We start from the raw sequence: 13,743 nt of genomic DNA, 5'->3' as shown, positions 1-13,743 counted from the left end.
TTAGCTGGCCTTCCAGTCCCGCGGCACGATCCGGTAGGTCGCCGAGCCGCGCAGCAGCGTGCGCTGACCGGAGCCGTCCCGCGAGCTGAACGTCACCAGGTCATAGATCGCGGCGCCGTCGACGTCGTTGGTGCGGCGGGCGCCGATCTTGGCGTCGTTAGGCGACCAGACCGGGTCGTCATAGGAGACGTTCGCCTGGTAGGTGGTCAGATACGTCGCCCGGGTGGCGTTGATGTTCACCCGGAAGACGTCCTGCTCGGAGAAGGCCCAGTCCCAGTCCACGGCCGCGATCGCGGTTCCGGCGTTGTTGAAGCTGGCCTCGTAGCCGCCCCAGGATTTGCCGGCGATCAGGCCGCCGGTCGGCCGGGCGAGAACGGTGGAATAGACGAAGTGGTCGTCGTCGCAGAGCTTCGTGACGGCGATGGCGTTCCCGGTGGGCGACCACTTCGGGTCGCGGTAGCCCAGGTAGTAGCAGCCGGCGCCACCGTCCACGTTACCGGCGAGGATTCGGCGGGCGGCCGCGCCAGCGCGTGCCGGGGCGGTGTAGATGTGTTCGTTCCCGTTGGCCAATTCCCGGCCGAAGGTGAGTTTGGTGCCGTCCGGGGACCACGACGGGTTCTCGCCCGGGTAGAGGCGGGCCGAGCTGCCCCCTGCGGCCGGCATGACGAAAATCGTCGGGGTTCCCGCGACGTTCTTGGTGTAGGCGATCCGGCGCCCGTCGGGCGAGTAGGCGGCATCCGAGATGCCGCCCCCGCTGGTGATTGGGCGCAGCCCGGTGCCGTCGCCGCCGATCGTGTGCAGATTGCCGTTGATCGTGAGCAGCATGGTCCCGCCCGCGGGCGCGGAACTGCCCGTGGCCGGTGCCGCGACCGCCGTGGCTGCGGTGACGGCGCTCGCCGCGGCCAGGATCGACATCGTGGTCTTGCGGTGTGTCATCTGTCCTCCTGCGGATGCAAAGACGGGTCCCTCCATGGCCCGCCCGCCCTTCACCCTCGGCGTTATCGCCGCCAACCGCAACCAACGCGGCCCAGCTGTCCTTGAAATGTCCAGGTCAGCGACCCGGTCCCGGTCTCTCGCGGACAACCGGACCTTCCCGCCAGTCGCGCTCGGCGATGCTTGCCTGCGTGGGGGTGTCCTGCAATGGGTGAGGTATACGGCACCTTCTGCAGGACGGCGACGCGACCTGACGGCATACCCGGTGCGCTGTCATGGCCGCGGCATTGTCGGGGTGGCCCAGTAGGGTTTCGACATGCGCGCGGACGGCTATTTCGTGGCCCTCGAAGGGGGTGACGGGGCGGGGAAGTCGACTCAGGCGCGCCTGCTCGCCGACGCGCTGCGCGGCGCCGGCCGGGAGGTGCTGCTCACCCGCCAGCCGGGAGGCACCCGGCTCGGGGGCCAGCTGCGGGAGCTGGTGTTGCACGGGGACCACATGGCTCCGCGCGCCGAGGTGCTGCTCTTTGCCGCCGACAAGGCCCAGCACGTCGCCGAAGTGATCGCGCCGGCGCTGGCGGCCGGCCAGGTGGTGATTACCGATCGCTATGTCGATTCCGCGGTCGCCTATCAGGGGGCGGCCCGGGGCCTCGGCGCCGACGAAGTGCACCGCCTGCAGCTGTGGGCGGTCGATGACCTTATCCCCGACCTGACCATCGTCATCGACCTGCCCGAGGCGCAGGGCCGGCAGCGGCGCGGGGTGGTCCACGATCGGCTGGAGTCCGAGGACGACGCCTTCCACGCGGCGGTCCGGGCGCACTTCGTGGCGATGGCCCACGGAAACCCGCTTCGCTATCTCCTCCTCGACGGCATGGCCGCGGCCGACCAGCTGCACGCCGCGATCCTGCAGCGGCTGCGCGCCGACGGCGTGATCACGTGACCACGGTGACCGAACTCGCGGCCCCAGTCCTGCGCGATGTGCACGCAACGACACCGATCTGGCTGGCCGTCGATGCGCTGCCTGGACTCGGGCCGGATGAGGTGGTGCGCGAGGTCAACGCAGAAGCCGTAGCGGTAAGCGACAGCGGACCGATGTGGACCTGTCCGAGGTGCACGGTGAGGGTGGAGATTGGCTGCCTTGACGACACCTGAGACCGACCCGTTGACGGGCATCTGGCGTGACCTGGCCGGGCAGGAGCCCGCGGTCACGGTGCTGCGGCGCGCGGTGGCCGACCCGGCGCTGATGACCCACGCCTGGTTGATCACCGGGCCCCCCGGCTCGGGGCGCTCCACCGCCGCGCGGGCCTTCGCCGCGGCCCTGCAGTGCCCGAGCGGGGGGTGTGGGGAGTGCCGGGAGTGCCACACGGCATACGAGGGAAGTCACGCCGATGTCGATCTGGTCTCGACCGAGGGCTTGCAGATCAAGGTTGACCAGGCTCGCGAGCTGGTCCAGCTCGCGGCGCGAGCGCCCTCGGTCGGGCGTTATCGGGTGATCGTCATCGAGGACGCCGACCGGCTCAACGACTATTCCGGCAATGGGCTGCTCAAGGCGATCGAGGAACCGTCGCCGCGGACGGTGTGGCTGCTGTGCGCCCCGTCGGTCGAGGACGTGCTGATCACCTTGCGCAGCCGCTCCCGGCAAGTCCGGTTGCGCACCCCGCCGGCCGCCTCGGTCGCGCAGCTGCTGACCCGCCGTGACGGCATCGAGGCGCCGATGGCCCTGTATGCCGCGCGCGCCGCCCAGTCGCACATCGGCCAGGCCCGGCGCCTGGCCCGGGACGAGGGCGCCCGCATCCGGCGCCACCAGGTCGTCGGTCTCGCCGGCCGGATCACCGGTGTCGGCGAAGCGGTCGGGGCGGCCGCCGACCTGATGGCGATCGCCGAGGAGGAGAAGCAGGCGGCGCTGACCGAGCGCAATGCGAGCGAGCGCGAGCGGCTCGTGCTGACCCTGGGCGCCGACCCGGCCGCGCGGACTCAGCCGCCGCACATCCGCGCCCAGCTTTCGGCCCTGGAGCGCGAGCAAAAGACGCGCGCGACCCGGTTCACCCGCGACGTCATCGACCGGACGCTCATCGACCTGCTGTCGGTCTATCGGGACGCGCTGGTCAGCTCCGCGGGAGGCGGCGTGGAACTGGTCAACCAGGACAATGCCGCGCTCGTCGGCCAGGTTGCCCGGGCCTTCTCACCGGCGGGATTGCTGGGCGCCATGGACGCGATCGGGCTGGCGCGCGAGCGGATCGCGGCCAATGTGCCGCCGCTGCTGGCGCTGGAGGCGATGGCGATTTCATTACAGCTGCCCCGATGATTGCCGGAGCTGTCGGGTCGGTGAGCTACCGTCTCGGCATGCCGGTGAGACGACGTGCAGCCCGGGGCGGGGCGGTGGTGGCGACGCTGGCGCTGCTGCTGACCGGCTGCTCGATTCCCAACCCCTTCGACCGGCGCGAGTCCAGCTCCTCGACGACATCCTCGGCGGCGCTGCCGTCCGGGCAAGAAGCGCTCGCGACCTTCTATCGCCAGCAGCTGGCCTGGACCGACTGCGACTCGGCCAAGTGCGCCAAGTTGACCGTCCCGCTCGACTACGCCAAACCCGACGGCGCGACCATCGAGCTCAGCGTCTTGAAGGTCGCGGCCCGCAGCTCCCGCAAGCGGATCGGCTCGCTGCTGGTCAACCCGGGAGGCCCGGGGGGCAGCGGCGTCGAATACGCCCGGTATGCCGATTTCGTCGTCGGCGCGCCCGTCCGGGACACCTATGACGTCGTGGGCTTCGACCCGCGAGGAGTCGGCGACTCCGACCCGGTCGAGTGCCTGACCCCGCCCGAGATGGACCATTATCTCGGCTCCGATCCCACCCCCGACGATGCCGCCGAGGAGCAGCAGTCGGTGACGACCGCCAAGGATTTCGGCGCGGCGTGCAAGACCAACGCGAGCCCGCTGGCCGAGCACGTGTCCACGGTCGAGGTCGCCAAGGACATGGACATCCTGCGCGCGGCCGTGGGGGACGCCAAGCTCAACTACCTCGGCAAGTCCTATGGCACCTTCCTCGGTGCCACCTATGCCGGCTTGTTCCCGGCCAATGTCGGGCGGATGGTTCTCGACGGAGTGCTCGCGCCCGACCTGACACCCGAGGAGGTGCTCATCGGGCAGGCCAAGGGCTTCGAGGTGGCCACCCGGGCCTGGGCCGCCGACTGCGTCCAGGAGGGCCAGTGCCCGGTCGGGTCCTCGGTGGCTCAGGTGATGACCGGCCTTGGCGAGCTCTTCGACAAGCTCGACGCCACTCCTGCCCCGGTGACCGGCGATGCCCGGGTCAAGCAGCTGACCGAGGGGTGGGCGGCATACGGCCTGGCGCAGGCGATGTATGACCAGGGCTTGTGGGCATCGCTCACCAGCGCACTGAAGGCCCTGGTCAACCAGAACGACGGGACCGCGCTGATGGGGCTGGCCGACTCCTATGCCGAGCGCAACGTCGACGGCACCTATTCGGGCAACATGCTGCAGGTGTTCAACGCGGTCAACTGCCTCGACTCGCCGGACAGTCCCGATATCGCGGTGCACCGTGCCCGGGCCGAGAAGGCCGAGAAGGAGGCGCCGCTGTTTGGCCGGTTCATCGGCTGGTCGGGCCTGATGTGCGGCAACTGGCCAATCCCGGCGACCGGCAAACCCCATAAGATCGCCGCGGCCGGCGCGGCGCCGATCGTCGTCGTCGGCACCACCCGCGACCCGGCAACGCCGTATGAGTGGGCGACCCGGCTGGCCGAGCAACTCGACTCCGGGGTGCTGGTGACCTACGACGGGGACGGGCACACGGCATACACCCGCTCCAACGCGTGTATCGACGATGCGCTCGACGACTTCTATGTCAAGGGCACGGTCCCGCAGGACGGGTTGCGCTGCTGAGGTGATCAACCCGCTCGCCCTCGCCAAGGCGATTGTGACCACGCGCCTGGTCGGTCCGGCGCTGCCGCACCGCTATGTCGGACAGCTCGCGGCGTTGGCGTGGTGGGGGTTCGGTCTGGTCGGCGAGGCGGCCCAGGCCGCCCGGATCGCCCCCAACGCGGTCGCCGTCGATGACGAGGACGCGGGGGAGATCACGTATGCCGAGCTGCTCGACCGGGCTGCCCGGGTGGCGGTGGCCTTGCGCGAGCGCGGGGCGGGGCCGGGTGTGCAGATCGGGATGCTCGCTCGCAATCACGTCGGCGCCCTCGAGGTCATGCTCGGGGCGAGCATGCTGGGCGCCGACCTGGTGTTGTGCAACACCGGCCTGTCCGCCCCACAGCTGGCCGAGGTCGCCCGGCGGCAGGCATTGACCCTGCTGGTCCACGATGACGAGTTCGCGGCTGTCGTCGGTGGGTTGCCGCAGGCCGTGGCCCGGCTCGGTGAGGGCGAGCTGGGCGCTGCCGCGGCGGCGCTGCCGCGGGGCACCGGGCCGGGCCGGCCGGCGCGGGCGGGGCGCACGATCATCCTCACCTCGGGCACGACCGGCACGCCCAAGGGCGCGGTGCGCCGCAACCCGGGCGGCATCGGCCCGCTGGTCTCGATCGTCGACAAGATCCCGTTGCGGGCGGGTGAGACCGTGCTCGTGTCGGCCCCGATCTTCCACACCTGGGGGTATGCCGCGATCCAGCTGTGCCTGACCCTGCACGCGCGCATCGTGCTGCGGCGCCGGTTCACCCCGGAGGCGGCGGCGACGACGCTGCTGGAGGCGGGCTGCCAGGTGATGTTCGCCGTCCCGGTGATGCTGCAACGGATGCTCGAGCAGCTGCCCGCCGAGCCTGCCGGCCGGTTTCCCAAACTGCGCATCGTCGCGACGTCCGGGTCGGCCTATCCGCACGGCTTCGCGACCCGGTTCATGGACCGGTTCGGCGACGTGCTCTACAACCTCTACGGCTCGACCGAGGTGTCCTGGGTGTGCATCGCCACGCCGACGGAGCTGCGCCGCAATCCGGATTCGGTGGGCACCCCGCCGCACGGCACCGTCGTCACGATCCTCGACGACGACGGCCATGAGGTCGCGCCCGGCGAGGTGGGACGGATCTTCGCCGGGAATTCGATGGTCTTCGACGGCTACACGGCGGGGTCGGGCAAGCCCATGCACGACGGGCTGATCGACACCGGCGACCTCGGCCACATCGAGGACGGTCTGTATGTCGTTGACGGCCGCGCCGACGACATGATCGTCAGCGGCGGCGAGAACGTCTATCCCGCCGAGGTCGAGTCGGCGCTCCTCGCCCACCCGGCGGTGCGCGAGGCCTGCGTCATCGGTGTCCCCGATGAGGAGTATGGCCAGCGCCTGGCCGCGTTCGTCGTCCTGCGGGACGGTGCCCGGCTGACCGCGGACGACGTGCGTGACCAGGTGCGAGCTCAGCGGGCACGGCACTGCATCCCCCGCGACGTTGTCTTCCTCCCCGAGTTGCCCCGCAATGCCACCGGGAAGGTCCTCGCGCGCGAACTTGGCCGGCGGCTGTGACGCCTCTTGGGGGCGTGCTCACGTCCGTGCCGCGTGGTCATGTCGCCCCCTTCCGAGATCGCGATTGGGCCGAGGGGCAATCGACTACGTATACTCGTTCGGCACCCTGGGGCCCAACGCGACCCCGGAGCGCACGCCGCTTTAGCTCAGTCGGCCAGAGCGATTCACTCGTAATGAATAGGTCGTCGGTTCGATTCCGACAAGCGGCTCGGCTGGCGCCCCCGACTCCACGTCGGGGGCTTTGTCACTTGATGCAGGGCAAGCAGGGCGCGGGGGCCGGCGAGTGTGTCCATGTCAGTCGCGGGATCGTGACGATTCCGTTACCCGATACCGAACGGGTGATCGAGATCGCGCCCTGGCCTGCGGAAGCACAGTGATGTAAGCATCCTGAGTAACTTGCGTAACACCCGCCACAGGCAGCTTTCTCGTCGCCGGGGGTTTTCAGAGGGTTGCTCGGTTCATTACCCTGCCAGGGCGGGCGCGCGCGTTCCCCCACGCCTGGCCGTCAGCCCGTGAAGGAGTCCCAGAGCGCATGCCCCCGTTGCCCCCGCGACACCCAGCCGCCAAACCCGTCGCACGCACGGCGCGGCTGGCGGTGTGGGGTGTCAGCCTGACCTGCGCGGCGGTGCTCGGCGGCGGCTATGTCGCCCAGGCCGACCCGGACAGCGGCATACCCAGCCAGGCCGAGGTCGACGCCGCCCGGGCCGCTGCCGCCGACGCGGCCGGCCGCGTGGCGCAGCTGGATGCGGCATACGCGCGGGCGGCGGTCGATCTCGCCGCCACCCAGGAGCGTGCGGCAGCGGTCGCCGAACAGGCCAATGGCGCCCGCTGGGAGCTGGAGCAGCGCACCCGGGCGGCACGTGAGGCCGCTCGCCGGGCCAAGGAGGCGTCAGCAGCGGCGACCCGCGCCGACCAGCTGCTGCGCGACTACGCCGCGCTGTCCTACCAGCAGGGCGGCAGCCTGGAGAGCCTCGCCCCGCTTCTGGACGCCCGCGGGCCGCAGGAACTGAGCGACCGGATGAGCGCACTCACCTTCGTCGGCACCCTGTATGCCGATCGCCTCGACGATGCCCGCGTCGCCCAGAGCACCGCCGCCTCGCTGGAGGCCACGGCCGACGCCGCCACCGCCGCGCAGCGCCAGGCCAGCGAGCGGGCCGAGGCCGCGGCCGCGTTGGCACGCCAGGAATTGCGCCGGGCCGAGGCCGACACCGTCCGGGTCGCCGGGCAGCGCGAGGTCCTCGCCGGCGAGTTGGCCCGCCTGCGCCAGACATCGACCGCCACCGAGCGCCGCCGGCTCGACGGCCTGGCCCAGCAGGCCCAGGAGCACGCGGACCAGAACCCGCCGGCCTCCCACACCGGCAGTTCAACCACGCCACCCGGCCACACGAACAGCTCGACCCGGCCGCCGACCACGACATCGACGAGTTCGCCGCCGCAGACGAGCACGTCGACCACGAGTCGCCCGCCCAGCACGACCTCCACCCCGCCGCCGACCACGACCAGCACGCCGCCCCCAACCACGACCTCGACCACGCCCCCGCCGACCAGCACACCCCCGCCGACGAGCACCAGCACGCCACCACCGCCGTCCGGCGGCGCGTCGGCCGCGATCGCCTATGCCCAGGCCCAGCTCGGCAAGCCCTATCAGTGGGGTGCCGCCGGGCCGGACAGCTTCGACTGCTCGGGCCTGACGATGATGGCTTGGCGCCAAGCCGGGGTCTACCTCTCGCACTACACCGGCGCCCAATGGGCCGAAACCGCCCGGGTGCCGATCGCCAGCCTCCAGCCGGGCGACATCGTCTTCTACGGCTACAGCGGCGAGTCGAGCACGCACGTCGGGTTGTATGTCGGCGGCGGGCAGATGATCGAGGCGCCGCACACCGGCGCGGTCGTGCGCTACGCCTCGATCTACCGTAGCGACCTGCTGCCCTACGGCGGCCGCCCGGGCTGAGAGGGCAATTCCCCACCCAATCCGCGGTGGCAGGACGCGCAGCCGGCTCAGGGCGAACAGTCAAACGATCAATGGGTGTCGGCCGCGCGGATTTGATCGTGCAATTGCGGGGGATCGATCGGCTTTGATCGTTTGAATGTCCGCGCGTCGTGGTCGGGTGTGCCCGCTAAGAGCGCTCGTCCTTCAACGGCTTGTCCTTGGTGGCCAGCTCGCTGTCGCGGATGCCGTCGGTATCGCTGAGCGGCCGCTCCCGGCTGGCGAACTCCACGCCGGCGGACGAGTGGGCGCCGTGCGAGGCGCCGGCCGGCTCGGCCTGGGAGCGGGACTCGGGGGTCGGCATCCGCCAGCGGGCGGTCGTCATCCCCGCCGACTTAGCGCGCTCCAGGGCCTCGTTGACCGTCTGCTCGGCCTCCTCGCGGCCGGTCCAGTGGGCGCCCTCGACGGACTTGCCCGGTTCGAGGTCCTTGTAGGTCTCGAAGAAGTGCTGGATCTCCAGGACGTCGAACTTGCTGACGTGCTCCAGCTCGGTGATGTGGGTCATCCGCGGATCCCCCGCCGGCACGCAGAGGATCTTGTCGTCGCCGCCGGCCTCGTCCTTCATCCGGAACATCCCGATCGGCCGGGCCCGCACGAGGCATCCCGGCCAGGTCGGCTCATCGAGCAGCACGAGCGCGTCCAGCGGGTCACCGTCCTCACCCAGGGAGTCCTCGACGTAGCCATAGTCCGCGGGGTAGGCCATCGAGGTGAACAACAGCCGGTCGAGCCGGATCCGCCCGGTCTCGTGATCGACCTCATACTTGTTGCGCGCACCCTTGGGGATCTCCACGGTGACGTCGAATTCCACTCCGGCCTCCCTGACCTTCGATGACCTAGGCTCACTGGACAGTGCCCACGCGCCACCACGCCTGCGGAAAGGGGGGTCCCGGTGCGCAAGCTGCTGGCGGCGAGCCTGCTCAGTCTGTCACTCCTTGGCACGTATGCCGCAGCCGACGTCCTCGACATCGCCCCGGGCATCCTCACTCGCCAGCAGCCCACCCCCCTCCCGGCCACGGCCACCCCGAGCGGCCCCTCGCCGACGCTCGCTCCGCTGCCCACTCCGGCAGGCGAGGGTGCCGTGCTCGCCGCCCTTCCCGGCGATGCCCCGGTCCCCACCGCGGCGGGCCTGCGGACGGCGCTCGGGCCCGCCCTGGCGCAGGCCGCGCTCGGCCCCAGTGTCGGGGTCAGCATCCGTGACGCTCGGACGGGCAGCCAGCTGTTGAGCATCGGTGCCGAGAAGCCGCGGGGGGTCGCCTCGACGGCCAAGATCCTCACCGCCGCCGCGGTGACCCAGACCCTCGACCTCGACGCGGTCATGACAACGCGCCTGGTCCGCTCCGGCCCCACGGAACTGACCGTGATCGCGGCCGGCGACACCCTGCTCGCTCGAGGCGCGGGCGATTCGGGCGAGGTCGCCGGGCACGCGGGGCTCGGCGACCTGGCCGAGCAGGCCGCCGCCGCGCTGACCGCGGCCGGTGAGGACGACGCCGCGTTCACGGTGCGCATCGACGCGAGCTACGCCGCGGGGGAGCGCTACCCGGCCGGCTGGAATATGGCCGACGTCGCCGCGGGATATACCCAGGGCGTCTCGATGATCGGCCTGGCCGCGCAGCGCCCGAAGCCGGGTGAGCCGTCCCCGACCGACCCCGAGGCCGAGGCCGTGACCGCCCTGGCCGAGCAACTCGCCAAACACGGCATCACCGCGAAACCAGACACGGGGCAAGACGGACGGCTGCGGCCGGCTCCCGCCGACGCCCCCCTCCTGGCCAGCGCCGACTCCGCCCCCTATCGCGAGGTCCTGGCGATTGCCCTCGACGAGAGCGACAACGCACTCACCGAGAACCTTGCCCGCCAGGCGGCGATCAAGGCGGGGGGAGACGGCAGCTTCGCGGCCAATGCGGCATACGTCACCAGCGAGCTGAAGAAGCTCGGACTGGACCTGAGCGGCACCCACCTGCTCGACACCTCGGGCCTTAGCCGAGGACAAACCGCGACCGTCGCGCTGCTGTCGGCGGTCGTCGCCAAGGCCCGGGCCGGTGATCTGCCCGGCCTGGACGACCTGCTGGCGCGGCTCCCGGTCGCCGGCCTGGACGGCACGCTGTATGACCGCTTCCGCGAGGCACCCGCCGATGCCGCGGCCGGGATCGCCCGCGCCAAGACAGGCACGCTCACCGGCATCTCCGGCCTGCTCGGTACGACGGTCACCGCCGACGAGCGGGAAATCGACTTCGTGATCATTGCCGACGCCGTCCCGCCCACCTCGGGAACGTGGGCGGCCCGGATCGCGTTGGACCGGTTCGTGGCCGACCTGACCGCCTGCGGTTGCCGCTGACGGCGTCGGCCCAAACCAGAAGGAGACCCGTTGAGCGAGATCACCACCGACCAGGGCGGCGCCCCGGCGTTCGTCGACTGGGAGTTCGCCAAGGCCACCGGCCGGCGCCTGGTCCCATCCGGGCCGAGCGTCGCCCCGGACGAAGCACGCGAGATCGTCGCGCGCATCCGCGAGGCGGCGGCTGCCGCGCAGGCCCCGGTGGCCGAGACCACCCGGATGCACGCCCCCGGGGTAGCCCCGGATGCGCTCGTCGTCGACCGGGCCACCTGGATCGACCTCAACGTCGACTCGATGGCGGCGCTGATGAGCCCCGTCTTCGAGAAGGTCGCCTCCGGCCGTTCGGTCATGCCCGGACCGACCGCCACCGCGATCGGCGGCAAGGTCACCGGCGCCGAGACCGGCGCGCTGCTCGCCTTCATGGCCGCCAAGATCCTCGGCCAGTACGACCTCGCGCCGCAGGGCACGCCACGCCTGCTGCTCGTGGCCCCCAACCTCGTGGCGGTTCAGCGGGAACTGGACGTGGATGCCGCCGACTTCCGCGCCTGGGTCTGTATGCACGAGGAGACCCACCGCGTGCAGTTCACCGCGGTGCCGTGGCTGCGCGAGCACATGATCGGCCGCGCCCACGAGTTGGTGCGCGACCTGACTCCCACCCCGAGCGAACTCGGCGAGCGGCTGCAGCAGCTGGTCAAGCGCCTGCCCGACGCCATGGGCTCGGGCGGCGGCGGCCTGGCCGAACTGTTCGCCACCCCCGAACAGCGCGAGAAGATCGCCGCGGTCACCGCGATCATGAGCCTGCTCGAGGGCCACGCCGATGTCGTCATGGACGAGGTCGGGCCGGCGATCATCCCCAGCGTCGCCGACATCCGCTCGAAGTTCGAGGCCCGCCGCGGCGGGGTCAGTGCGCTGGACAAGGTGCTGCGCCGGCTGCTCGGCTTGGACGCCAAGCTCGCCCAATACCGTGACGGCGCGAAGTTCGTCCGGGGCGTCACCGACCGAGTCGGCGTGGACGGGTTCAACGCGGTCTGGACCTCGCCCGAGACCCTGCCGCTGCCCGCCGAGATCCACGACCCGCAGGCCTGGGTCACCCGCGTCCACGGCTGACTGGGCCGCCGGGCTGGGGGCCTCCACTAACCCGAAGTTACGGCTGGTTGACGTGGCGAACCCCCTGCTGGGCAGGGGGTTCGCTGGTTTGGGTGTTGGTGGTTCTGTCTACTTGCCGTTGATGGTTAGGGGGATGGGGGCGTTTAGGAGGGCGAAGGTGTGGCGTTGGGTGGGGGTGGGTTCGGCCAGGGTGGGCACGAGGGGTGTGGTGTGGTCGGTGCCGTAGCGCAGGTCGTTGCGGGTCAGGGTGGCGAGGTGTTTGAGCAGGGCCGGGAAGGACCGCACGGGCTGGTCGTGGTCGTCGGTGTGTCGGGAGGCTTTGCGGTCCGCGGCTGGGGAGCGGTGGGCGGGGGCGACCGGGTCGGCGGGTGTTGGCGGGTGTTCGTCGGTGTAGGTCAGGGGGGCTAGGGTGGCGCGTAGGTGCCAGGTCAGGTAGGCGGCGAGCATCACAATCAGGACGTGGGCGCGGACGCGGTCTTCGAGGCGGTGGTAGATCGGGCGCAGGTCGAGGTCGGTGGCTTTGATGCTGCGGAAGTCGCGTTCGACGTGGGCGAGGTTTTTGTAGGCCTGGACGATGCTGGCGGGGGTGAGGGTCTCGGCGGGCGTTGGGGTGCGTAGCACGTAGATGCCGTCGAGGGCGGCTTCGGCGGCGATCTGGCTGGTTTTGCGGGTGATCACCACGGTGGTGTCGGTGATGGTCAGGTCGAAGTGTTTGGCCATCGGGTATTTGTTGAGGAGTTTGCCGACCCGCAGGCCGATCGTGTCGGCGCCGGCTAGCCGGCCCTCGGCCACTGCTCGCTGGGTGGGGGCCAGGGCGGTTTCGGTGGCGGTGAGCAGGTCCTCGCGTTTGCGGGCGCGTTCGGTGGCCAGGAACGGGTTGCGGCAGGCGATCAGCCGTTCCCCGGGGTAGTCGGGGTGGCTGATTTCGGCCAGGTTGTGTTCATCGAACAGGGTTGGTTGAAGCGGGCCGCCCTCGGCGGCAAGGGTTTTGATCGCGGGGGCGCGCAGCGCGGTGATCCAGCCGAGGTCGGCTCGGGTGGCCGGGTCGGTGTTGGTGTGGCGGATCGCGGTGATCCGGGCGGTGGTGATCATGCCGCGGTCGCCGACCATGACCATCTCGGTGAGTTTGAAGGTGTCCCGCACCAGGGTGACGGCCTCGATGAACGCGGTGGGGTCGGCGGTGTTGCCGGGGAAGACCCGGATCGCGACCGGGCGACCGGCCGGGTCGGTCAGCAGCCCGTACTCGATCTGGGTGCGGTTCTTCTTCCCGTCGCGGGAGTAGCCGCGCCGGGCCAGTGGGCAGTGGCTGCCTTCCATCCACGAGGACGATAGGTCGAACAGCGCCATCCGGGCGGGGTTGGCGTCGGCGGCCAGGTGGCGCCGGGCCAGCTGCTTCTCGATCGCGTCCTGGCGCCCGAGTAGCCAGTCCATCGCCGCGTAGACCTCGTCGGTGGAGGCACCGGCCAGGTCGAGGTCGACGCCCAGGGTGGTGTCGGCCCACCAGGAGATGGTCGCCAGCTTCGAGCCGGGTGCCAGCACTCGGGCGATGATCAGCCCCATCGCCAGGTCCCGGGCCCGCCCGGGCGGCCCGAGTAGCCCGGGTAGGCCCAGGGCCCGGGCTTGGGCCCACACCGCGGCCACATGCCCGTGCGGCAGGGAGCGGGTGATGGTGGCGGCCTGGTCGGCCGGGATGAACGCCTGCCCGGCCAGGCGGGCCCGGATCACCTCGATCAGCTCGGCCGGCAGGTGGGAGAGGTTCGCGACCGTCTCGTTGCGCACCTTGCCGTTCTCCCGCCAGGAACGCCGCAACAGGTGGGTCTCGTAGTCCCGGGCCACCCCGTCCTTACCAACATAGTGACGACGGTGCGTGGTCACATGAACCGCTCCACCACGTTTCGCCATACCGCCAAAATATCACACCGTGCC

General features: G+C 70.9%; 11 protein-coding genes and 1 tRNA gene. 9 read left to right on the top strand and 3 right to left on the bottom strand.

All coding sequences use genetic code 11. The features are described from left to right. Entirely contained in the window at positions 1-936 is a 936-nt protein-coding gene (locus V9G19_RS00725) for a TolB family protein (RefSeq protein ID WP_462283580.1), read from the bottom strand. Positions 937-1,249: 313 nt separating this feature from the next. On the opposite strand from V9G19_RS00725, the gene tmk reads away from it, so the two are divergent. From tmk to V9G19_RS00690, 7 genes are all read left to right on the top strand, one after another. Next, complete coding sequence (gene tmk, locus V9G19_RS00720; RefSeq protein WP_462283579.1) at positions 1,250-1,870, top strand: dTMP kinase; 621 nt, start codon at positions 1,250-1,252, stop codon at positions 1,868-1,870. Next, positions 1,867-2,082 carry a hypothetical protein gene (locus tag V9G19_RS00715; RefSeq protein ID WP_462283578.1) on the top strand — a complete coding sequence of 72 codons (216 nt, stop codon included), beginning with the start codon at positions 1,867-1,869 and terminating at the stop codon, positions 2,080-2,082. The genes tmk and V9G19_RS00715 overlap by 4 nt, the downstream gene beginning before the upstream one ends. Next, the gene (locus tag V9G19_RS00710) at positions 2,069-3,235 is read left to right on the top strand and encodes a DNA polymerase III subunit delta' (RefSeq protein WP_462283577.1); all 1,167 of its coding nucleotides are present in this window, start codon (positions 2,069-2,071) and stop codon (positions 3,233-3,235) included. Before V9G19_RS00715 ends, V9G19_RS00710 begins: the two co-directional genes overlap by 14 nt. Before the next feature lie 38 nt (positions 3,236-3,273). Next, positions 3,274-4,824 (top strand): alpha/beta hydrolase, encoded by a 1,551-nt coding sequence (locus V9G19_RS00705; RefSeq protein WP_462283877.1) that lies wholly within the window; start codon positions 3,274-3,276, stop codon positions 4,822-4,824. Position 4,825: 1 nt separating this feature from the next. Then, the gene (locus V9G19_RS00700; protein ID WP_462283576.1) at positions 4,826-6,394 is read left to right on the top strand and encodes an AMP-binding protein; all 1,569 of its coding nucleotides are present in this window, start codon (positions 4,826-4,828) and stop codon (positions 6,392-6,394) included. Positions 6,395-6,529: 135 nt separating this feature from the next. Next, positions 6,530-6,603: transfer RNA gene (locus V9G19_RS00695), tRNA-Thr, on the top strand. A gap of 323 nt (positions 6,604-6,926) precedes the next feature. Further along, the gene (locus V9G19_RS00690) at positions 6,927-8,345 is read left to right on the top strand and encodes a C40 family peptidase (RefSeq protein ID WP_462283575.1); all 1,419 of its coding nucleotides are present in this window, start codon (positions 6,927-6,929) and stop codon (positions 8,343-8,345) included. A 166-nt stretch (positions 8,346-8,511) separates the two neighbouring features. Here the strand turns inward: V9G19_RS00690 and V9G19_RS00685 are convergent, their stop codons facing one another. Then, a complete protein-coding gene (locus V9G19_RS00685; RefSeq protein ID WP_462283574.1) occupies positions 8,512-9,189 on the bottom strand; it encodes an inorganic diphosphatase in 678 nt (225 codons plus the stop codon). An 81-nt stretch (positions 9,190-9,270) separates the two neighbouring features. Here V9G19_RS00685 and dacB point away from each other — a divergent pair, with 81 nt between their 5' ends. Together dacB and V9G19_RS00675 are read left to right on the top strand one after the other, a co-directional pair. Continuing rightward, positions 9,271-10,713 (top strand): D-alanyl-D-alanine carboxypeptidase/D-alanyl-D-alanine endopeptidase, encoded by a 1,443-nt coding sequence (gene dacB, locus V9G19_RS00680; RefSeq protein WP_462283573.1) that lies wholly within the window; start codon positions 9,271-9,273, stop codon positions 10,711-10,713. 30 nt (positions 10,714-10,743) lie between these two features. Next, a complete protein-coding gene (locus V9G19_RS00675) occupies positions 10,744-11,817 on the top strand; it encodes a zinc-dependent metalloprotease (RefSeq protein WP_462283572.1) in 1,074 nt (357 codons plus the stop codon). A gap of 108 nt (positions 11,818-11,925) precedes the next feature. Here the strand turns inward: V9G19_RS00675 and V9G19_RS00670 are convergent, their stop codons facing one another. Then, a complete protein-coding gene (locus V9G19_RS00670) occupies positions 11,926-13,719 on the bottom strand; it encodes an IS1634 family transposase (protein WP_462283571.1) in 1,794 nt (597 codons plus the stop codon). Positions 13,720-13,743 lie beyond the last annotated feature (24 nt).

Origin of the sequence: Nostocoides sp., assembly GCF_037045025.1 — a bacterium.
Lineage (GTDB): Bacteria > Actinomycetota > Actinomycetes > Actinomycetales > Dermatophilaceae > Nostocoides_A.
Note: the sequence above shows the minus strand (reverse complement) of the source record. Positions and strands in the feature narration are given on the sequence as shown.

Coding starts and splice junctions, on each gene's coding strand:
- V9G19_RS00725 (WP_462283580.1), bottom strand. CDS start 936: ATGACACACCGCAAGACCACGATGTCGATCCTGGCCGCGGCGAGCGCC.
- tmk (WP_462283579.1), top strand. CDS start 1,250: ATGCGCGCGGACGGCTATTTCGTGGCCCTCGAAGGGGGTGACGGGGCG.
- V9G19_RS00705 (WP_462283877.1), top strand. CDS start 3,274: ATGCCGGTGAGACGACGTGCAGCCCGGGGCGGGGCGGTGGTGGCGACG.
- V9G19_RS00690 (WP_462283575.1), top strand. CDS start 6,927: ATGCCCCCGTTGCCCCCGCGACACCCAGCCGCCAAACCCGTCGCACGC.
- V9G19_RS00670 (WP_462283571.1), bottom strand. CDS start 13,719: ATGGCGAAACGTGGTGGAGCGGTTCATGTGACCACGCACCGTCGTCAC.